General features: G+C 69.0%; 16 protein-coding genes and 2 tRNA genes. 14 read left to right on the forward strand and 4 right to left on the reverse strand.

Annotated elements, in window-relative coordinates; genetic code table 11:
• Nucleotides 1-295: 295 nt before the first annotated feature.
• From WBL06_RS12915 to WBL06_RS12925, 3 genes are all read right to left on the reverse strand, one after another.
• Nucleotides 296-369 (reverse strand) — tRNA-Pro (locus WBL06_RS12915).
• 25 nt (nt 370-394) lie between these two features.
• Nucleotides 395-1,342 carry a metallophosphoesterase gene (locus WBL06_RS12920; RefSeq protein WP_424456700.1) on the reverse strand — a complete coding sequence of 316 codons (948 nt, stop codon included), beginning with the start codon at nt 1,340-1,342 and terminating at the stop codon, nt 395-397.
• A complete protein-coding gene (locus WBL06_RS12925) occupies nt 1,339-3,948 on the reverse strand; it encodes a transglycosylase domain-containing protein (protein WP_424456702.1) in 2,610 nt (869 codons plus the stop codon). Before WBL06_RS12925 ends, WBL06_RS12920 begins: the two co-directional genes overlap by 4 nt.
• Before the next feature lie 51 nt (nt 3,949-3,999).
• Here WBL06_RS12925 and WBL06_RS12930 point away from each other — a divergent pair, with 51 nt between their 5' ends.
• Together WBL06_RS12930 and WBL06_RS12935 are read left to right on the forward strand one after the other, a co-directional pair.
• Nucleotides 4,000-4,164: a hypothetical protein gene (locus WBL06_RS12930; RefSeq protein ID WP_424456704.1), complete on the forward strand. Its 165-nt coding sequence runs from the start codon at nt 4,000-4,002 to the stop codon at nt 4,162-4,164.
• Nucleotides 4,161-4,622 (forward strand): RidA family protein, encoded by a 462-nt coding sequence (locus WBL06_RS12935; protein ID WP_424456706.1) that lies wholly within the window; start codon nt 4,161-4,163, stop codon nt 4,620-4,622. The genes WBL06_RS12930 and WBL06_RS12935 overlap by 4 nt, the downstream gene beginning before the upstream one ends.
• A gap of 123 nt (nt 4,623-4,745) precedes the next feature.
• On the opposite strand, the gene acs is transcribed toward WBL06_RS12935, so the two are convergent.
• Nucleotides 4,746-6,704 (reverse strand): acetate--CoA ligase, encoded by a 1,959-nt coding sequence (acs, locus tag WBL06_RS12940; RefSeq protein ID WP_424456708.1) that lies wholly within the window; start codon nt 6,702-6,704, stop codon nt 4,746-4,748.
• 440 nt (nt 6,705-7,144) lie between these two features.
• Between acs and WBL06_RS12945 the strand changes: the two genes are divergently transcribed.
• The 12 genes from WBL06_RS12945 (at nt 7,145) to WBL06_RS13000 (ending at nt 19,366) form a co-directional block, all read left to right on the forward strand.
• Nucleotides 7,145-8,107, forward strand: coding sequence for a TadA family conjugal transfer-associated ATPase (locus tag WBL06_RS12945; RefSeq protein ID WP_424456710.1), 963 nt, complete (start codon nt 7,145-7,147; stop codon nt 8,105-8,107).
• Entirely contained in the window at nt 8,104-8,976 is an 873-nt protein-coding gene (locus WBL06_RS12950; RefSeq protein WP_424456712.1) for a type II secretion system F family protein, read from the forward strand. Before WBL06_RS12945 ends, WBL06_RS12950 begins: the two co-directional genes overlap by 4 nt.
• 226 nt (nt 8,977-9,202) lie before the next feature.
• Nucleotides 9,203-9,391: a DUF4244 domain-containing protein gene (locus WBL06_RS12955; RefSeq protein WP_424456713.1), complete on the forward strand. Its 189-nt coding sequence runs from the start codon at nt 9,203-9,205 to the stop codon at nt 9,389-9,391.
• On the forward strand, nt 9,388-9,732 hold the full coding sequence (locus tag WBL06_RS12960) for a TadE family type IV pilus minor pilin (RefSeq protein ID WP_424456715.1): 345 nt from the start codon (nt 9,388-9,390) through the stop codon (nt 9,730-9,732). The genes WBL06_RS12955 and WBL06_RS12960 overlap by 4 nt, the downstream gene beginning before the upstream one ends.
• Nucleotides 9,729-10,058 carry an Rv3654c family TadE-like protein gene (locus WBL06_RS12965; RefSeq protein ID WP_424456717.1) on the forward strand — a complete coding sequence of 110 codons (330 nt, stop codon included), beginning with the start codon at nt 9,729-9,731 and terminating at the stop codon, nt 10,056-10,058. Before WBL06_RS12960 ends, WBL06_RS12965 begins: the two co-directional genes overlap by 4 nt.
• Nucleotides 10,059-10,129: 71 nt before the next feature.
• Nucleotides 10,130-12,853 (forward strand): type I DNA topoisomerase, encoded by a 2,724-nt coding sequence (topA, locus tag WBL06_RS12970; protein WP_424456719.1) that lies wholly within the window; start codon nt 10,130-10,132, stop codon nt 12,851-12,853.
• A 223-nt stretch (nt 12,854-13,076) separates the two neighbouring features.
• The gene (locus WBL06_RS12975; protein WP_424456721.1) at nt 13,077-14,213 is read left to right on the forward strand and encodes a DNA polymerase III subunit delta'; all 1,137 of its coding nucleotides are present in this window, start codon (nt 13,077-13,079) and stop codon (nt 14,211-14,213) included.
• Between the two features lie 10 nt (nt 14,214-14,223).
• Nucleotides 14,224-15,756: an alpha/beta hydrolase gene (locus WBL06_RS12980; protein WP_424456723.1), complete on the forward strand. Its 1,533-nt coding sequence runs from the start codon at nt 14,224-14,226 to the stop codon at nt 15,754-15,756.
• A gap of 115 nt (nt 15,757-15,871) precedes the next feature.
• A complete protein-coding gene (locus WBL06_RS12985; RefSeq protein ID WP_424456724.1) occupies nt 15,872-16,513 on the forward strand; it encodes a TetR family transcriptional regulator in 642 nt (213 codons plus the stop codon).
• A gap of 31 nt (nt 16,514-16,544) precedes the next feature.
• A tRNA-Thr gene (locus WBL06_RS12990) sits at nt 16,545-16,617 on the forward strand.
• A 196-nt stretch (nt 16,618-16,813) separates the two neighbouring features.
• Nucleotides 16,814-17,707 (forward strand): hypothetical protein, encoded by an 894-nt coding sequence (locus tag WBL06_RS12995; protein ID WP_424456726.1) that lies wholly within the window; start codon nt 16,814-16,816, stop codon nt 17,705-17,707.
• Between the two features lie 129 nt (nt 17,708-17,836).
• Nucleotides 17,837-19,366 (forward strand): D-alanyl-D-alanine carboxypeptidase/D-alanyl-D-alanine-endopeptidase, encoded by a 1,530-nt coding sequence (locus WBL06_RS13000; RefSeq protein ID WP_424456728.1) that lies wholly within the window; start codon nt 17,837-17,839, stop codon nt 19,364-19,366.
• Nucleotides 19,367-19,374: the final 8 nt, after the last annotated feature.

Consider the following 19,374-nt stretch of genomic DNA (forward strand, 5'->3'; position numbering starts at 1 on the left):
CGCACCCCGAAATAGGGTGAGACACGTCGGGGTCTTTCTCGAAGGAGGAGTAGGAACTTCCATCCTGGAAGACCCCGGCCCCTCACCCCGCAACGACCCGCTCACCCCGCTTCATGATGAAGAGCCACTAAACGGACGCAGAATCGCGAATGCGATTCTCGCTGAGTACTGGGTACGCCCATGGGCACGGCCGCCACTCCGCTTCGCGGTGCGTCGGAACCGGCGCCATGGGGCCCGAAGTTACACACGAGCAAAGGGAGTGAGACCGCCCGTCGGCGGTCTCACTCCCTTTGCGTCGGGGTAACAGGATTTGAACCTGCGGCCTCGTCGTCCCGAACGACGCGCGCTACCAAACTGCGCCATACCCCGCTGCTGCGTCTCGCGCGGCAACCTGTCAAGGATAGCCGACGGGAACCAGGGTGAGCACCACGGCTTCGGGGGCGCAAGCGAACCGCACCGGCGCGTAGATCGACGTGCCGAGCCCCGCCGAGACGTTGAGCAGGGCCGAGTGGCGCTGCCCATCCCACACCGACAGCCCCTGTGCCTGGTGGCGCGGGATGTCGCAGTTGGTGACGAGTGCCGGAAGGCCGGGGATGCGTACCTGCCCGCCGTGCGTGTGTCCGGCGAGGATGAGGTCGGCACCCTGGGTGGTCAGGGCTTCGAGCACGCGACGGTAGGGCGCGTGGGTGACCCCAAGCTTGAGCACCGCACCGTCGTCATCCCACTCGACCTCTTCGCGCAGGGCCTCGACGGCACCGGGCAGGGCGTCGAGCCGATCCCAGCCGAGGTGAGCGTCGCCGGTGCCGAAGAGCTCGATGCGATGTCCCCGCGTCTCGAGCGCGCGGGCCGTGTTGTTCAGGTCGAGCCAGCCGAGGTCGTCCGTCAGAAAGCCGTTGAGGGCCGCCACGTCGAGGTCGGGCTTGCGCGTCTTCTTTCCCGAAGGCCCGCCGAAGTAGGAGAACGGGTTCTTCATTACGGGCCCGTGATAGTCGTTCGACCCGTGCGCGAACACGCCGGGGATTCCGTGGAACGGCTCGAAAGCGCGGCGGATGCCGGTGAGCCCGTCGACGTGGCCCAGATTGTCGCCCGTATCGACGATGAGGTCGGGCTCGTATCGTGCCAGCGAACGCACGAAATCCTGCTTCTTGCGCTGCCACGGGGCCATATGCAGATCGCTGAGATGCAGGATCGTCAGCGACCGCGCGCCCGGCTCGAGGATGGGCAGCACCTCGTGGCGCACCGTGAAGCGGGTGCGCTCGACGAAAACGCCCCAGGCGAGCGCGCCGACCGCCGCGGCGGTCGTCGCTCCGAGAACGACGCCCGCCGCGCGCGCGCGGGTCATGGACAGATCGGCCGGTAGAAGCGGATCGTCACCGTGGTGGTGTCCGGGTTGCGCATCGTTCCGCCGGGCGGATCTTGCGATGTCACCTCATCGACCGCGGGCGGTGGCAGCGGATTGCCGAGATCTTCGTCATCCACGCAGACTTCGTCGACGTCGAAGTCCGCGTCCTCAAGCGTATCTCGGGCGGCGTTCCGGTCCATGCCGACGACATTCGGTACCGGTTCCGCCAGGCCATTGCTCGTGTAGACCCGCACCGTCGTCCCGCGCGGCACACCTGAGCCGGCAGCAGGGTCGGTCGAAGCCACCACACCGGCCGGCAGGTCGGAGTCGACGTCGCCGCCGTGCTCGAAGCCGAGCTCGGCGAGTTCGATCGCGTTCTTCGCCTGCTCGAGGCTCGCGCCGACGACGTTCGGCACTTCGACCGGGGATCCGGTCAGCAGGGCGGGGTCGGGACCCGGGAAACCGCCACCGGGGTAGACGGAGTCGATCGCCTGCGCAATGGGCCGGAAGATGCGGTGCCGCAACAGGCCGCCGCTCGTACCGTTGACTCGCACGTTGCGCATGGCCTGCTTGCCGGTGATGTTTCCCACCCAGACGGCGGTCGCGACGCGCGTGGAGGAGCCCACCATCCACGTGTGCACCGACTCATCGGTCGTTCCGGTCTTGCCGATATACGGCGTGCCATCGTTCGGGTTTGACGCCGAACCGGTGCCACCCATGACCGCCGCCATCGCGTAGGCAGCGGTGTTGGCGACTCCTGGCGAGACTTGCGACTGTCCGCAGAGCGTCGGCTGGCCGGGGAGTACTGTACCGGCCGAGTCGATGACCGCGGCGACCATGCGCGGCTCGCAGTAGACGCCCTGGTTGGCGATCGCGGCGTAGGCAGCGGCCTGCGTGAGCGGAGCGATGTTGTTCTCACAACCGCCGATCGAGCACGAGGGACGCGTCATCAGCTCATTGCCGCCGGCATCGTGCACGCCGATAGATTCCGCGAGCTTGCGGATTTCGCACTGGTCGACGGCCTTCGCCATCTGGATGAAGATCGAGTTCACCGAGCCGGCCGTTCCGCGCACGATGTTGTACGAACCCGACTCGTTCGAGTCGTTGCGGAACTTGTAGATGCCGCCCCAGGGCGGGCCGAGCACGGTGCCGTCGTCGGCAATGTACGGCTCGCAGGAGTCTGCGAATTCAGCCTGGTTCACCTCGCGGATGCTGGCGTTGTAGGACTCGTTCACGCCATGGCCGGCCGCCAAGAACGCGAGCAGCACATACGGCTTGTACGTCGACCCGGGCTGGAAGCCCTGCGATCCGCCGTGGGCGACGTCCGACGCGAGGTTCACAGCGTTGGTGGTGAGCGGATCAGCGGGTTCCAACGAGTCGTCGAACGTCTTGTTCTGCGCCATCGTCAGGATGTCCCCGGTGCCGACCCCGACAGACGTCGCGACCGCCCCGAGCGCGAAACGCGTCTCGTTGGACGGGGCCCATTGGTGCACCGTGTTCCAGGCAACGGCCTGCAGATCGGGCTGGATGGTGAGCACGAGTTGGTAGCCACCGCGGTCCCATGCCTGCTCGCGTTCCTCCGGCGTGGTGCCGAGCGCGGTGAGCTCGTCGACGACGTGCAGCGCGTAGTCGCAGACGTAGCCGTAGCCCGTCGACGCGCTGCGGCAGCCGACCGACGACGGCGACGGCAGGACGAAGGTCTCGTCGACCGGGATCGCGAGCGCCTCGTCGCGCTCGGCCTTGGTGATGCAGCCGTAGTCCTCCATCGCGGTGAGCACGACATCGCGGCGCTCCTGGTTGGCCGTGTAGTTCTCGGGGTCGCTCAGATCGCGCAGGTTCGGGTACTGCACGATCGCGATCAGACTTGCGGCCTGCGCGATCGTGACGTCGGCGGCGTCGACGCTGAAGTACTGGTTCGCGGCGGCCTGCACACCATAGGTGTTGCCTCCGAAGCCCGCGATGTTGAGGTACCCCTGGAGGATCTCTTCCTTCGTGTAGTTCTTCTCGAGCCCGATCGCGAGCTTCATTTCCTTGATCTTGCGATCAAGCGAATAGTCGAGGGCGGAGGCGATGGCCTCCTGCTTTTCCTCGTCGGTCTTCGATTCGTCGTTGAGCGCCTGCTGCTGCAGGATGTTGCGCACCGTCTGCATGCTGAGCGTCGACGCTCCGCCCGCGCCGTCGTCGCCGGTGACCGTGCCGAGCGCCGCCCGGATGAGCGACGGCAGGTCGACGCCGCCGTGCTCGTAGAAGCGGCGATCTTCGCCGGCGATCGCGGCGCACTCGAGGTAGTCGCTGATCTCGTCGAGCGACTTCTCTTCGCGGTTCTGCTTGTAGATGGTCGCGACGGTGATGTACGCGTCGGCCGCTTCGGCATCCGGCTGGGCGGGGTTGCGCACGGCGATCGTGTTCTGCTGGCTGCCGGGGTCGAGCTCGATGTACTCGGGCAGGGAGTTGAAGATACCGACCGTGTTGCTGGCGGTCACGCCAGTGACGGCAATGGCGGGGGCGACCATGACGGTGACGAGAACGCCGGCGATGGCGCTGAAACCGAGGGTTCCGAGAATGGCCGTGAACACACTGGTGGCCGTCGATTTCTGGGCGGGCATAGGGTGAGGATACGCGATGGGTCACGCTGCGAACCTGAAGGAAGCCCTGGAATGCCCACTTGGGAATACGTCACCACCCCGCTCCTCATTCACAACACGACGGCCATCCTCAACACCTGGGGGTCGCAGGGCTGGGAGCTCGTGCAGATCGTCACCGGCCCCGAGGGCGGCCTCGTCGCCTACCTCAAGCGCCCCCTCACAGGAGACTCCGAATGAGCGCCATCGCCGCCCGCCTGGCCGAACTCGGCCTCGAACTCCCCGGGGTCGCCAAGCCGGTCGCCGCCTACGTTCCGGCCGTCGTGACGGGCAACCTCGTCTTCACCGCCGGGCAGCTGCCGTTCGTCGACGGCAAGCTGCTCGCGACCGGCAAGGTGGGGGATGCCGTGACCGCCGAGGACGCCGCCGCCCTCGCTCGGCAGTGCGCCCTCAACGCCCTCGCTGCGGCTGCCGAGGCGATCGGATCGCTCGACCGCGTGACCCGCGTCGTGAAGGCCGTCGTCTTCGTCAACTCTGCCCCCGGCTTCACCGGCCAGCCCGGCGTCGCCAACGGTGGCTCCGAACTCCTGGGCGAGGTCTTCGGCGAAGCCGGGCGCCACGCCCGCAGCGCCGTCGGCGTCGCCGAACTCCCCCTCGACGCCCCCGTCGAACTGGAGCTCATCCTCGAGTTCGCCTAGCCCGGTTGCTCGTGGGTGGCGCGACGCCGACCGACCGCTGAGGCAAGAGCGGGGACCCCTACCCCGATTGCCTCATCGATCGGTCGCCGCCGCTCCACGGTCTCCCGTATCTAAAGGGGGGCTTCAGTCGTCGGACTTCGGCGACGCGGCGTACTTGTCGGCGATGATCGACATGACGCTGGTGTCGGCGAGGGTGGTGGTGTCGCCGATGTCGCGGCCTTCGGCGACATCCTGCAGCAGGCGCCGCATGATCTTGCCCGACCGGGTCTTCGGCAGTTCCGCGACGACGTACAGCTCTCGCGGCCGCGCGATCGCGCCGATCGCGGACGCGACGTGCCCCCGCAGCGCGGTGGCGGCATCCTCGAGGTCAACGGATTCGGCACGCAGGATGACGAACGCCACCACCGCCTGCCCCGTCGTGTCGTCGTGTGCACCGACCACCGCGGCTTCGGCCACCGCGGGATGCCCGACCAGCGCCGACTCGATCTCGGCGGTCGAGAGCCGGTGGCCCGAGACGTTCATGACGTCGTCGACCCGGCCCATCAGCCACAGGTCGCCGTCGCGGTCGTATCGGGCGCCGTCGCCGGCGAAGTAGTAGCCCTGCTCTGCGAACTTCGCCCAGTAGGTCTCGCGGAAGCGGTCCATGTCGCCCCAGATGCCGCGCAACATCGACGGCCACGGTTCGGTGACGACGAGCAGGCCACCTTCATCGCGACCGACCGAGACGCCTTCGTCGCTGACGATGTCGATCGAGATGCCCGGCACGGGATCCTGCGCCGACCCCGGCTTGAGCGTCGTGATGCCCGGCAGCGCGGCCACCATGATGCCGCCGGTCTCGGTCTGCCACCAGGTGTCGACGATCGGCGTGTTGCCCCCGCCGATCGCCTCGCGGTACCAGATCCACGCCTCGGGGTTGATCGGCTCCCCGACGCTGCCGAGCACCCGCAGCGATGACAGGTCGAACCGGTCGGGAATCGCGCGACCCAGCTTCATGAACGAGCGGATGGCGGTGGGCGCGGTGTAGAAGATCGACACCTGGTACTTCTCGATCAGCTCCCACCAGCGCCCCGGGTGCGGGGTGTCGGGGGTTCCCTCGTACATCACCGACGTCGCGCCGTTGGCGAGCGGGCCGTAGACCGCATAGCTGTGGCCGGTGACCCAGCCGACGTCGGCGGTGCACCAGAAGACATCCGTCTCGGGGTGCAGGTCGAAAACGTTCTTGTGCGTGAAGGCGACCTGGGTGAGGTAGCCGCCCGAGGTGTGCAGAATGCCCTTGGGCTTTCCGGTGGTGCCGGAGGTGTAGAGGATGAACAGCGGGTTCTCCGACTCGAACGCCTCGGCTTCGTGTTCGTCGCTCGCACCGCCGACGGCGTCGTGCCACCAGACATCCTTCTCGCCCCAGGTGACGTCGTTCTCGCCGCGGCGCACCACAAGTACGTGCTCGACCGGCGAATCGCCGGCGACCGCGGCATCCACGGTGTCTTTCAACGGGAACACCTTGCCCTTGCGCCAGCCGCCGTCGGCGGTGATGACGAGTTTCGCCTGCGCGTCGTCGATGCGGGCGCGTAGCGACTCGGCGCTGAACCCGCCGAAGACGACGGAGTGGATGGCGCCGAGCCGCACGACGGCGAGCATCGCGACGACGGCTTCAGGGATGTTGGGCAGGTAGATCGCGACGCGGTCGCCGTGGCCGACGCCGAGGGCGGCGAGGGCGTTGGCGGCCTTCTTCACCTCGGTCGTCAGCTCGGCGTAGCTGACCGTGCGGGTGTCGCCCGGCTCACCCTCCCAGTGGTACGCGACGCGGTCGCCGCGGCCGGCGAGCACATGCCGGTCGAGGCAGTTGTAGGCGACGTTGAGCTTCCCGTCGCCGAACCAGCGGGCGACCGGAGCGTTCGACCAGTCGAGGGTCTCGGTGAAGGGCTCGTGCCAGTGCAGCAGGGTGCGGGACTGGTCGGCCCAGAAGGCGAGGCGATCGGATGCCGCCGCCTCATACAGGTCGGGCTGGGCGATCGCGGCCGCCGCGAACTCCGGGGTCGGGGGAAACCGACGCTTCTCGTGGAGAAGGTTGTCGATCGACGTCATGACGTTGGCCTCTCTGCGGGAGCGGACTCCCTCGTCGTACTCGACCGGCCGGGCGGCGTTGCCGGGGGCCCCTGAGGGGTCCGGCTTCGATCCTATCCAGCGATTTCGGGCCCTCGGATTGGGGGGTGGGGAACCCCTTGCGTGTTACGGGGAAGGTGTGATCAATTTTCCCATTGCGGTGTCCTCCATTTGGAGTACACTCGGGACCATCCGAGCGCAATTCTCGGCTTGCGACGTGCCCGATTCCCCCCAATCGAGCGTCGCTGTGGCGGCGCCTGTTCCCCCCAATGGGCGCCGCCCCTCTCCTTTTAACGGGGTACAGCGTTAACGGGGTACAGCGTCGCCCAGCTCGGGTCCTTCCCCCTCCGGGCACCGCGGGTTTGTGCACCGCCGTCGCCGAGGCGTGACCGCGCAGCCGAGCGGCTGCGGATCATCGACGGATGACCGCATTCGTCGCCCGAGGCAGCGGGGTCGCCCGGGGTATCGCGCCGAGCGCGTTCGGACCGCTCGCGGCGATCGTCTCGGAACGCGGCGTCACCGACGTCTTTCTCAATGGCGACGGCAGCGTGTGGGCTGACCGCGGCGCAGGTGCGGTGGTAGTCGATGGAGTGCGCGTGTCGGCGTCCGCGGCGCGGGATCTCGCGGTGCGGCTCGTCGCTCTCGGCGGCCGGCACCTCGATGAGGCGACCCCGGCGGTCGACGTGCGGCTCGGCGACGGGGTGCGGGTGCATGCCGTGTTGCCGCCTGTGTCGAGCGGCGGCGCCCTGGTGTCGGTGCGCCTTCCCGCCGAGGTGCGGCCGGGCCTCGACGATCTCGACGACGCCGGATTCTTCGATGCGGTGCCGATCGGGCGCATCCGAGAGCTGGTCGCCCGGCGGGCGAACCTACTCGTCACCGGCGCGGGCGGCAGCGGCAAGACGACGTTCCTCGCTGCGCTGCTCGCGGCTGCTCCCCCGAACGAGCGGATCGTCGTGCTCGAAGACGTCGCTGAGCTGCGCATCGCGCATCCGCACGTCGTCGCACTTGAGGCGCGTCAACCCAACCTGGAGGGCGCGGGCGGTGTCGGCCTCGACCGGTTGGTGCGCGAGGCACTGCGGATGCGCCCCGACCGCCTCGTGGTGGGGGAGTGCCGCGGGCCGGAGCTGCGCGAACTGCTCGCCGCGCTCAACACCGGGCACGACGGCGGGGCCGGCACCCTGCACGCCAACTCGCTCGCCGACGTACCCGCACGGCTCGAAGCGCTCGGCGCTCTCGCCGGGATGTCGCCCGACGCGGTCGCTCGGCAGGCCGTGAGCGCGCTCGATGTCGTGCTGCACGTCGAACGGGTGGCGCAGGGGCGCCGGCTCGCCGCACTCGGGACGCTGGGGCTCGACCGCCGCGCACGGCTTGAGGTTCGCACATGACACCCGCCGCGGCGGTGCTGCGCCTCGCCGTCCTGCTCGAGGCCGGGCTGCCCCCGCTCACCGCATGGCGGCACCTCGGCGAGTCCCAGCCTTTCGCGATGCAGGTGGCCGAGACCGATGGCGCCGACCGGCTGCCCGGCGCGATTCTCGCCGCGACCCGGGATGCCGCGGCGGCATCCGATTGGGCGTGCGTCGCGGCGGCGTGGCGGGTGGCGACGGATGCCGGGGCACCCCTCGCCGCGACGCTCGCCCGACTCGGTGAGGTGCTGGTGGCGACGGACGACGCCCGGCGGGAGGTGGCGATCGCCCTTGCTGGCCCGCTCGCCACGAGTCGCGTGGTGCTCGCGCTGCCGGGGCTGGGGCTGTTCGGCGGCGCTCTGCTGGGCGTCGACACCTTCGGCGTACTCGCGACGACGCCGCCGGGTTGGTTCTGCCTCGTCGCCGGTGTCGGGTTACTGGTGATAGCGCGGCGATGGATGCGACGGCTCGTCGCGCGGGCGCGCGAGGCCGATCCGACCCCGGGGCTGGGCTGCGAGCTGGTCGCCGTGGCGGTATCGGGAGGAGCCCCCGCCTCAGCAGCACTCGAGCGGGTGGCGGCGGCGCTGAGCGAGGCCGGGCTGCCAGCCGATGACTCCGCGGCGGCGGCGATCGGCTTCGCGCAACGGGCCGGTGTGCCGGTCGCCGGGCTGTTGCGGGCCGAAGCGCGGGAGGCGCGGCGCGACGCGCAGGCCGCCGTGCGGATGCGGATCGCCGCCCTCGGCACCCGGCTGTTGCTGCCGCTCGGACTCTGCGTGTTGCCCGCCTTCGTCGCCCTCGGCGTCGCTCCTCTCTTACTGGCGATGATCGGGTCGACCCTCGCCGTGCTGTGACACCGTCCTCTCTTCCGCCATAGAGGGTTCTATGACGCCGAAGAGCCACGCGCGCGGGGCTCCCTTGTGTCGAAATGCCCTCTGTCGGCGGAGTCCTGCACAGGGCGGGGGCCGTCGACGGTTGCCGTGCTCGTTCTCACCGACCGGACCAGTGGCGAGCAGCGGTGCAGACTGGATGTGCTCGTGCCCCGAACCCTCCGCCAGCGGAGAGATAAAGAGGTACGCGATGCGTTCGATGTGGCAGCGGCTGACCGTGAGGCTGCGCGATGAGACCGGAGCCGCGACGGCGGAGTACGCGATCGTCATCATGGCGGCCGTCGGCTTCGCCGGGCTGCTCGTGGTGATCCTGAGGTCGGGCGAGGTGCAGGCGATCCTGACCGACCTGGTGCAGCGCGCGCTGAACTCCGCGGGATGATCCGGCGGCTACGGGGCGAAGCAGGGAGTGCGACGGCCGAGTTCGCGCTCGCGTTCCCCGCGGTGCTGGGCGTCGTGGCGCTGCTGCTCGGCGGCGTGCAGGTTGCCGGGCTGCAAGTGCGGGCACAGGATGCCGCGGCCGACGCCGCGCGCGGGCTCGGCCGGGGCGACTCGGCGGCAGCGGTCGGCACCCGACTCGAGCGCCAGGTGCCGGGGGCGGCACTCAGCAGCTGGGGCGACGGCGACCTGCGGTGCGTGCGGGTCGAGATCGTGCCGAGCGGCCCGGTCGCGGTGCTCGGGCTGCGCGCCCGCGCGGGTGCCTGCGCACTCGACGACTCATGAAGGAGACCGGATCCGGCGGCGTCCTCGCCCTCGCCGTCGTCGCAATGCTGGCGGTGCTCACCCTCGCTGCGGTGGGGGTGGGTGCCGCGCTCGCCGCCCGACAGCGTGTGATCGCGGCTGCGGATGCCGGGGCGCTTGCCGCCGCCGACACGGCTCTCGGCATCCATCCCGGCATCCCGTGCGACGAGGCTGCGCGAGTCGTCGACGCCCATGGCGCGACCCTCGTCGCATGCGATCTCGAAGGTGTCGTGGCGACGGTTTCGACCTCGGCGAGGATCGCCGGGGTGATCGTCACGGCACAGGCGAGGGCTGGCCCGCCACGATGACGCCCGACACGCCGCCCCGGCTCGACTGAAGAAAAGTGTGTGTATGGTGTGCACCGGATAGAAGGAGAACAGTGCCCGAGTCGAAGTCCGCCGGCCGCAAGTTGGTCATCGTCGAGAGCCCAGCGAAGGCGAAGACCATCGGCCAGTACCTCGGCGACGGCTATGAAGTGCTGGCGTCGGTGGGTCACATCCGCGATCTGATCGAGCCGAAGAACCTCCCGCCGGAGCTGAAGAAGGGGTCGCTCGGCAAGTTCTCGATCGACGTCGAGAACGGCTTCGCTCCCTATTACGTGGTGAGCGATGAGAAGAAGCGCACGGTCGCCGACCTCAAGAAGGCACTGAAGAATGCCGACGAGCTCTACCTCGCGACGGATGAAGACCGCGAGGGCGAGGCGATCGCCTGGCACCTGCTCGAAGAGCTGAAGCCGAAGGTTCCGGTGAAGCGCATGGTGTTCCACGAGATCACCAAAGAGGCGATCCAACGGGCGCAGGAGAACACCCGCGACATCGACACCGCGCTCGTCGACGCGCAAGAGACCCGCCGCATCCTCGACCGGCTCTACGGGTTCGAGATCAGCCCGGTGCTGTGGCGCAAGGTCGGGCCGGGGCTCTCGGCCGGTCGCGTGCAGTCGGCCGCCACCCGGCTCGTCGTCGACCGCGAGCGCGAGCGGCTCGCCTTCGTCTCGGCCGTCTACTGGGATCTGACCGCCGAACTCGGCGCCGACACCGAGACCTTCCAGGCCCGCCTCGCCCGCCTCGACGGCAAGCGGGTCGCCTCCGGCCGCGATTTCGACGACAAGGGCCAGCTCACCGGCGACGTCGTCGCCCTCGATGAGGCTGCCGCCGAGAAGCTGGCCACGGCGCTGCGGGCCGACGCGGCATCCTTCACCGTCACCAACCTCGAGACCAAGCCCTACACGCGCCGCCCGGCCGCCCCGTTCACGACGAGCACCCTCCAACAGGAGGCGGCCCGCAAACTGCGGTTCTCGGCTCGCCAGACGATGAGCGTCGCCCAGGGTCTCTACGAGAACGGGCACATCACCTACATGCGCACCGACTCGCCGGCGCTGTCACAGCAAGCGATCGACGCGGCCCGCAGTCAGGCGGCCGAACTCTACGGCGCCGAGACCGTTCCCGAGAAGCCGCGCGTCTACACCGGCAAGAACAAGAACGCGCAGGAGGCGCACGAGGCGATCCGCCCCGCCGGGGATGTCTTCAAGACCCCGTCGGAACTTCAGTCGGTGCTGCGCGGTAACGACTTCAAGCTGTACGACCTGATCTGGAAGCGCACCGTGGCCTCGCAGATGGCCGACGCGCGCGGCTCGACCGCATCCGTCACCATCGCGGGAACCACCGAGGATGCGGGCACCGCCGAGTTCACGGCGTCCGGCACCGTCATCACCTTCCGCGGCTTCCTCGCCGCGTATGAAGAAGGTAAAGACGAGGCCCGCGACCCCGAGGCGAAGGAAGCCGACGACGAGAAGCGCCTGCCGAACCTGACGGTCGGGCAGGACCTTCTGTTGCAACACCTCGAGGCCAAGGGTCACGAGACCAGCCCGCCGCCGCGCTACACCGAGGCGAGCCTGGTGAAAACGCTCGAGGAGCTCGGCATCGGCCGCCCCTCGACGTACGCGAGCATCATCTCGACGATCATCGACCGCGGTTACGTCACCCCGCGCGGCACGGCGCTCGTGCCGAACTGGATCGCGTTCAGCGTCGTGCGGCTGCTCGAGGACCACTTCGCCGATCTCGTCGAATACGACTTCACGGCCGAGATGGAGGATGACCTCGACCGCATCGCCGACGGCGAGCAGAACCGCGTCGACTGGCTGACCGGCTTCTACTACGGCAACGAGCAACACAAGGGGCTGCGCACCGTCGTCGACAACCTCGGCGAGATCGACGCGCGCGACATCAACTCGGTGCAGCTCGCCGACGGCATCACCTTGCGCATCGGCAAGTACGGGCCGTACCTCGAAACCCCCGACCCCGAATCGACCGACGGCACCCCGCGCCGCGTCAACGTTCCGCCGGAGCTCGCGCCCGACGAACTCACCACCGCGAAAGCGAAGGAACTCGTCGAAGCGCCCGTCGTGGGCGACCGCATTCTCGGGGTCAACCCCGAGAACGGCAAGCAGATCGCGGCGAAAGACGGCCGCTACGGGCCCTACGTGACCGAGCTCGAGCCGGAACCCGAGGCCGTGCCCGAGCCGGAGCCGGTCGTCGACCCCGCCACGGGCGAGGTGAAGACACCCAAGAAGAAGGCCGCCAAGAAGACGGCGGCGGTGAAGCCGCGCACGGCATCCCTCTTCAAGTCGATGGATCCGATGACGGTCGACCTCGACACCGCGCTCAAGCTGCTGTCGCTTCCGCGGGTCGTCGGACAGGACCCCGAGACGGGTGTCGAGATCACGACGCAGAACGGCCGCTACGGCCCGTACCTGAAGAAGGGCACCGACTCGCGGTCGCTCGAGTCGGAAGATCTCATCTTCGACCTGACCCTCGACAAGGCCCTCGAGATCCTCGCCCAGCCGAAGTACGGCGCCGCTCGTACCTCGAGCGCTCTCAAGGAGTTCGAGCCCGACCCTGAGTCGGGCAAGCCGATCCGCATCCGCGACGGCCGCTTCGGCGCCTACGTCACCGACTCGATCACGAACGTGACGATCCCGCGCGGCGAAGACATCGAGTCGATCGACTTCGATCGGGCCGTGCAGATGCTGGCCGACAAGCGCGCCAAGGGCCCCGCCCCGAAGCGCAAGGCTCCTCCGCGCAAGGCCGCCGCCAAGAAGAAGTAGGTCGAGTCCCGCTCGGTGGTTGAGTAGCGCCGAAGGCGCGTGTCGAAACCCGTGGGTTGAGTAGCGCCGAAGGCGGGTGTCGAAACCCGTGGGTTGAGTAGCGCCGAAGGCGCGTGTCGAAACCACACCCCCGAGTAACCCGCTGTGTGGTTTCGACACGCGACCTGCGGTCGCTACTCAACCACCGAGACGGAGAGTCTGCGCTGCCGCCTACGCTGGGCGTATGAGCTGGGACGACCTGACCGGGCAGGCCGAGGCGGTTGCGACACTGCGGGCCGCCGCGGCAGGCGACGGGCTCACCCACTCGTGGTTGCTCACCGGCCCCCCGGGGTCGGGCCGCTCGGTGCTCGCCTACGCGTTCGCCGCCGCCCTCATCGCCCGGCCCGGCGACGAGGCCGAGACCGAGGCTCAAGTGCAGGCACGCACGCATCCCGATCTCGGGGTGTTGAGCACTGAAGGCGTGACGATTCTGCGCAAAGACGTGAAGGATTTCGTCACCTCGAGTTACTTCTCGCCGTCGGTGGGCCGCTACCGCGTGATGGTGATCGAAGATGCCGACCGCATGGCGGAGCTCTCCAGCAACGTGCTGTTGAAGGCGCTGGAAGAGCCGCCGCCACGCACGATCTGGATTCTCTGCGCGCCGAGCGATGCCGACCTGCTGCCGACGGTGCGGTCGCGGGTGCGCACGGTGCGGCTGCGCGTTCCGGATGTCGCCGAGGTCGCCGACCTGATCTCTCGCCGTGACGGGGTCAGCCTGCCCGAGGCGACCCGGGCGGCGCGCGAAGCACAGAGCCACATCGGGATGGCGCACCGCCTTGCGACGAACGCCGAGGCCCGCGAACGGCGGGCCCGCACCCTCGAACTCGCCTTCGGCATCCGCAGCGTGTCGGGTGCCGTGCTCGCCGCCGCCGAATTGCTTGCGGTCGCCGGCGACGACGCGAAGGCGATCACGGAAGAGCGGGATGCCGAAGAGCGGGCGAGTGCGCTGCGATCGCTCGGCATCGAGCCCGGCGGCACCATTCCGCCCGGCCTGCGTGCGCAACTGAAGAACCTCGAAGAAGACCAGAAGCGCCGGGCGACCCGGTCGCTGCGCGACGGGCTCGACCGCATCCTCGTCGATCTGCTCTCGCTGTACCGTGACATCCTGCTGCTGCAACTCGGGGTGGGCAGCGATCCGGTGAACCTGGCGATCTACGGCGACCTGGAGGCGGCGGCGAGGGCGACCACCGCGGCCGGCACCCTCGCCACGCTCGACGCGATCACCGAGGCGCGCACGCGCATCGAAGGTAACGTCGCACCTGCCCTGGCTCTCGAGGCCATGCTCATCAGCGCGGTGCGCGACAGCGCACCGGTGCGTTAGAAAGGTCGCCATGAAGACCACCCGTGCGGGATTCGCGCTGCTCTTGGGGCTCGTCGTCACGGCGACCCTCACCGGGTGCCTGCAGTGGTTCGCGTCGCCGGAGGTGGAGTCGACCTCGCAGCCGACCGGCGAGGAGGTCGCCGCCGACCTCGAACCGTACTACCGCCAGGTGCTGCGGTGGAAGTCGTGCGGCAATGGGATGCAGTGCACCGTTGCCCGCGCCCCGATGGACTGGAGCAACCCCGGCGACGCCGAGATCGAGCTCGCCCTGGTACGCCAGCCCGCCTCGGGCACGAAGCTCGGGTCGCTGTTGGTCAACCCCGGCGGGCCCGGCGGATCCGGGTACGACTTCGTGCTCGACAGCGTGGACTACGCCACGAGCGACCGGCTGCAGGGCAGCTACGACATCGTCGGCTTCGACCCCCGCGGCGTCGGGCGGTCGTCGGCGGTCTCGTGCTACGACGACCCGGCATTCCTCGACGAGTTCAACTACGGCATCATCCCGGGCACCGTCGGGTCGGACCAGTGGATCGCCGATGTGGCCGCCGCGAACGCCGAGTTCGCGCAGGCCTGCCTGACGTACACCGGCGCGCTGCTGGAGTTCGTCGACACGGTGAGTGCTGCCCGCGACATGGACCTGCTGCGCGCCGTGCTCGGTGACGAGAAACTCAACTTCCTCGGCTACTCGTACGGCACGTTCCTCGGGGCGACCTACGCCGACCTCTACCCCGAGAAGACCGGCCGACTCGTGCTCGACGGCGCCGTCGACCCGTCGACCACCGACTTCGACGTCACGAAGACGCAGGCGGTGGGGTTCGAGAACGCGTTCAAGGCGTACCTCGCCGACTGCGTGACCCGTGAGGAATGCCCGTTCACCGGCTCGGTGGATGCCGCGCTTGACCGCACGGGGGCGCTGCTGAGCGACCTGGCGGTCACGCCGTTGCCGGCACCCGACGGCCGGATGCTCGGGTCGAGCACCATGTTCATCGCGATCATCCTGCCGCTCTACAACCAAGACAACTGGCCCTACCTCGACGACCTGTTCACCGAGGTGTTCGCGGGCGAGACCGCGACGGCGTTCTTCCTCGCCGACAACTACAACGGCCGCGATCCCGACGGCACCTACCGCGACAACTCGACCGAGTCGTTCATCTCGATCAACTGTCTCGACTACGTCTCCAACGTGACGAACGAGTCGATGCGGGCCGATGCGGCACGGCTCGCTGAGGCGGCGCCGGTGTTCGGCCCCGTGATGTCGTACGGCGGCACGCTGTGCGAGGCGTGGCCGTTCCCGCCGACCCGAGACCGTGTCGCCATCGCCGCAGAAGGCTCGGCCGACATCCTGGTGGTCGGTACGACGAACGACCCGGCGACTCCCTATGTGTGGGCGGTGGCGCTCGCCGATCAGTTGGAGAACGGTCATCTGGTGACCTACGAGGGCGAGGGCCACACCGCCTACACGACCGGCGACCCGTGCGTGCTCGGAGTGGTCGACGCGTTCTTCATCGACGGAACGGTGCCGGAGTCCGACCCCAACTGCTGACCCGTTTCTCGGTGGTCGAGTAGCGGGTTGAGGAGCGCCGATTTCGGCGGACGCGTCTCGAAACAGCGTGTCGAGACCGGGTGCAAGTTTGCAGTGGGCGCAATAAACTGTGCGGATGACGTCCGCCGATCAGCCGGGTCTGCGCGAACGGAAGCGCCTCGCGACCCGCCACGCCATCCAGAGCGCCGCGCTCCAAGTGGTGCGCGAGCAGGGGCTCGAGGGAGCGACCGTCGATGAGATCGCCCGCATCGCCGACATCTCGCCGCGCACCTTCTTCAACTACTTCCCCTCGAAGGAGGATGCGATCCTCGGTGACGCGCCCACGCTGGCCGGCAACGCCAAGATCGACTGGTTCATCGCCGACCGCGGCCCGGTCCTGCGCGGGCTCGCCCGCGTCGTTGTCGAGGGATCGACGCGGCTGCTGAGCGACCCGGAGCTGCTCGCGGAGCGCCGTGCGCTCGGCAAGAGGTATCCGCAGCTCGGCGTGCGGCGCATGGCCAACGTGCATCGTTTCGAAGAGGAACTGACCGACCTGGTGCAGCGTCGGCTGCGGTCGGAGCATCCGCAGCTATCGGATGCCGAAGCAGCCGATCGCGCTCGCCTCGTCGCGCTCACCGCGTTCGCGTTCATCCGGCACGCCTGGTTCGCGTGGCTCGACCACCCCGACGCCTCCCCAGGTCTGCCCGAGCTGGTGGAGCGGGCTTTCGAGCTCGGCGCCGAGCTGATCGCGTCATCCTCTCCCGCCCGCGTCGGCTAAACTTCTCGACGGTTCCCGGCCTGCCGGGTCCGCCGCCTTAGCTCAGTCGGCAGAGCATCTCACTCGTAATGAGAAGGTCGTGGGTTCGATTCCCACAGGCGGCTCCGACTATTCCTCGGATTGACCCGTCGATCTCCGAGAAACGTGGCGTGCCCCCAGTTCGCGGGCAAAAGCGCTCGTAGGAGCCGAAAGCCCTTGTGACGGCCCTATCAAGGGGCGTAGCGTCCCTCTCACGGCGTTTCGACGCCCGACGCACATGGTCCGGGGGGACCGCGTCACCCGAGTCGGGGGGCTCGAATCATGAAGCGCACGCTATTTCTGGGGGCCGTCTTCACGACGGTAATGGTTCTCGTGTTGCCGTTCGTCGGTGGCGGGGGCCCGTCATTCTTGGCTCCGGCCAACGCAGCCGTGGCGGCTGCCGTGCCGGGGGTCACCACGACGGTGTCGGGAACGACCTCGCCGGTCACGACCGCGAGCCAACCGGTCGTGGCGTCGACGATCGTCAGCGATCCGACCTCGACGGTGCTTGAGGCTGCCGCCCGCACGATCGTCGCAGAGGTCTCGGCAGAAGCCCCGCAGAACGTCGACAACGAACACTTCGCTCAGAAGCCCGTGCCGAAGCCGCTTCCGCCGGTCTCCGCGGCCGGACGGGCCAGCGGAACCGAGGAGCGCCGCGCCGTCCTGGCGGCCCAAGGCCTCTCGTGCCCCGGCAACGTCGGTGGCAGCACCGGTGGAGCCCCGGGACGCGTCTCCGGCGGCGGCGTTCAGGGGACGACGTCTGACGACCTCGCCGCGTTCGCCGCGACCTACAACGCGCAACGCGTCGCCAACTGCCTCTACCCGGTGCCGATGGCGAACATCCGGTATGACGCGTGCATGGAAGATCGCCTCTTCTGGATGGCGGAAGACCCGAGCACCGACCCCGCGAGCGCGTGGGGCCACATCGGCTCGCAGCGCAGCGACGGTGTTCCGTCCTACGGCTGCGACGGCAACCTGGCCGGCGGTTCGGGCAACACCGGAGCGACGGTCGCCCAGAAGTGGTGGAACTCCACCCCGCACCGAAATTCGCTCTACCGCCCGACGATCACCGGCCCCGTAGGCGGGGTGTGCATCTACTTCGCCATGACCCATGGTGGCGTACCGAACGAGCCGTACAGCTTCACCCGCGCCGCAGCGCGGTGGGGTGGCTGCTAGGACTGATTCGCGGCGGAGGGTCGTGTACACGCCGCATCCGGAACGGGTCCGGGTGCGGCGTGTGCAGGGCCCTTCCGACCTGCCTGGCCCGACCCGGACCGCGCAGGCGGGGTCGCCTATCATTGCGGGGTGACTGACGAGCAGCCGATTTCGCGACGCGCGGCCCGCGAGGCCGCGGCACCCGCGGCGCGGCGTCGGTCTCGGCAGAAACCGGCTGCCTCGAGTGACGGGGCGGATGCCGGGGCCGAGAAGCCCCGCGGCATCGGCGCGCTCTTCGCGAAGCATCCGACCGCGTGGCTCACTGGCGCGATCGCGGTGGTCTTCGTGCTGCTCGGCACCGGTGCGGTCTTGGCGGGAGTGAGCGTCGGATCGGCGGCCGCCGTGGTGCCGACCGCGACGCCCACCCCCGACCCGCCGCGTGATGTGCCGGATGGCGCGCTCGTGGCCAGCCGGCTGCGCACCTGTTCGATCGCGGGGCAGGCGACCGACCCGCGCCTCATGGCCCTTTCGGGCTACGTCGTGCGCGCCGACACCGGTGAGGTGCTGTTCGACCGCGCCGGAACGACGCCCGCCCGCACCGCCAGTGTGCTGAAGCTGCTCACCGCGGCCGCGGCTCTGACGACGCTCGGCCCCGACTTTCAGATTCGCACCTCGGTATACCCCGGCAGCCAGGCGGGGTCCATCGTGCTCGTCGGGCGGGGCGACGCGACCTTGAGCCGGCTTCCCGCCGGGCAGGAGAGCGTCTACAAGGGCGCCCCGAAACTCGACAGTCTCGCCCAGCAGGTGCTCGCCAACTACGACGACGAGATCACGAACCTCGTGCTCGACGCCAACTACTGGTCGCCCGCCGACAAATGGGACCCGGCGTGGAAGCGGTCGGAGCAGACGCAGGGCTACCACTCCGAGGTGACCGCGCTTCAGGTGGATGGCGACCGCGCCAACCCGGGCGCGCAGGACAGCGCGCGCAGCACCGATCCGATCGGTCGGGCCGGGCAATGGTTCCTCGACGCGCTGCGGGCCAACGACACCGAGGGCAAGGTCGCGGGCAACGTCACCATCACGACCGGCAGCGCCGTCAACACCTCGACGGTGCTCGGTGAGGTCGCGTCGCAGCCGCTGAGCGTGATCATCCCGCACATGCTTCTGGTCAGCGACAACACGATGGCCGAAATGCTCGCCCGCATCACCTCGAAGGAGTCGGCCTTGAACGGCTCGGCGGCCTCGCTTCAGCAGGCGATCCCGAGCGCCCTCACCGAGTACGGCATCACGGGCGCCGCCCTCACGATCAAAGACGGCTCGGGCCTCAGCGAGTTCAACGCCGTTCCACCGTCGATCGTGACGCAACTGATGATCCAGGTGAACGCGGGCGCACCGAACCTCGATGTGGTGCGCGCGGGCCTTCCGGTCGCCGGACAGTCGGGCACGCTCGCCAGCCGCTTCACCGGCGAGAACGCGGTGGCGCGTGGTCAAGTCTTCGCGAAGACCGGCTGGATCGACACCGCCTATACGCTCGGCGGCCTCGTGCAGGCGGCCGACGGCACCGTCTTCGCGTTCGCCTTCTACGCAATCGGCGACGGCATCCAGAGCAACGCCCGCGCGGCGCTCGACACTCTCACCACGGGCGTCTTCATCTGCGGCGACAACCTGAGCAACAACTGACCGAGAAC

This window comes from Pseudolysinimonas sp., from assembly GCF_049651805.1.
GTDB lineage: Bacteria > Actinomycetota > Actinomycetes > Actinomycetales > Microbacteriaceae > Pseudolysinimonas_A.

Coding starts and splice junctions, on each gene's coding strand:
- WBL06_RS12935 (WP_424456706.1), top strand. CDS start 4,161: ATGAGCGCCATCGCCGCCCGCCTGGCCGAACTCGGCCTCGAACTCCCC.
- WBL06_RS12995 (WP_424456726.1), top strand. CDS start 16,814: ATGAAGCGCACGCTATTTCTGGGGGCCGTCTTCACGACGGTAATGGTT.
- WBL06_RS12965 (WP_424456717.1), top strand. CDS start 9,729: ATGAAGGAGACCGGATCCGGCGGCGTCCTCGCCCTCGCCGTCGTCGCA.
- WBL06_RS12930 (WP_424456704.1), top strand. CDS start 4,000: ATGCCCACTTGGGAATACGTCACCACCCCGCTCCTCATTCACAACACG.
- WBL06_RS12975 (WP_424456721.1), top strand. CDS start 13,077: ATGAGCTGGGACGACCTGACCGGGCAGGCCGAGGCGGTTGCGACACTG.
- WBL06_RS12950 (WP_424456712.1), top strand. CDS start 8,104: ATGACACCCGCCGCGGCGGTGCTGCGCCTCGCCGTCCTGCTCGAGGCC.
- WBL06_RS12925 (WP_424456702.1), bottom strand. CDS start 3,948: ATGCCCGCCCAGAAATCGACGGCCACCAGTGTGTTCACGGCCATTCTC.
- acs (WP_424456708.1), bottom strand. CDS start 6,704: ATGACGTCGATCGACAACCTTCTCCACGAGAAGCGTCGGTTTCCCCCG.
- WBL06_RS12980 (WP_424456723.1), top strand. CDS start 14,224: ATGAAGACCACCCGTGCGGGATTCGCGCTGCTCTTGGGGCTCGTCGTC.
- WBL06_RS12920 (WP_424456700.1), bottom strand. CDS start 1,342: ATGACCCGCGCGCGCGCGGCGGGCGTCGTTCTCGGAGCGACGACCGCC.
- WBL06_RS12945 (WP_424456710.1), top strand. CDS start 7,145: ATGACCGCATTCGTCGCCCGAGGCAGCGGGGTCGCCCGGGGTATCGCG.
- WBL06_RS12960 (WP_424456715.1), top strand. CDS start 9,388: ATGATCCGGCGGCTACGGGGCGAAGCAGGGAGTGCGACGGCCGAGTTC.
- WBL06_RS12985 (WP_424456724.1), top strand. CDS start 15,872: ATGACGTCCGCCGATCAGCCGGGTCTGCGCGAACGGAAGCGCCTCGCG.
- WBL06_RS12955 (WP_424456713.1), top strand. CDS start 9,203: ATGCGTTCGATGTGGCAGCGGCTGACCGTGAGGCTGCGCGATGAGACC.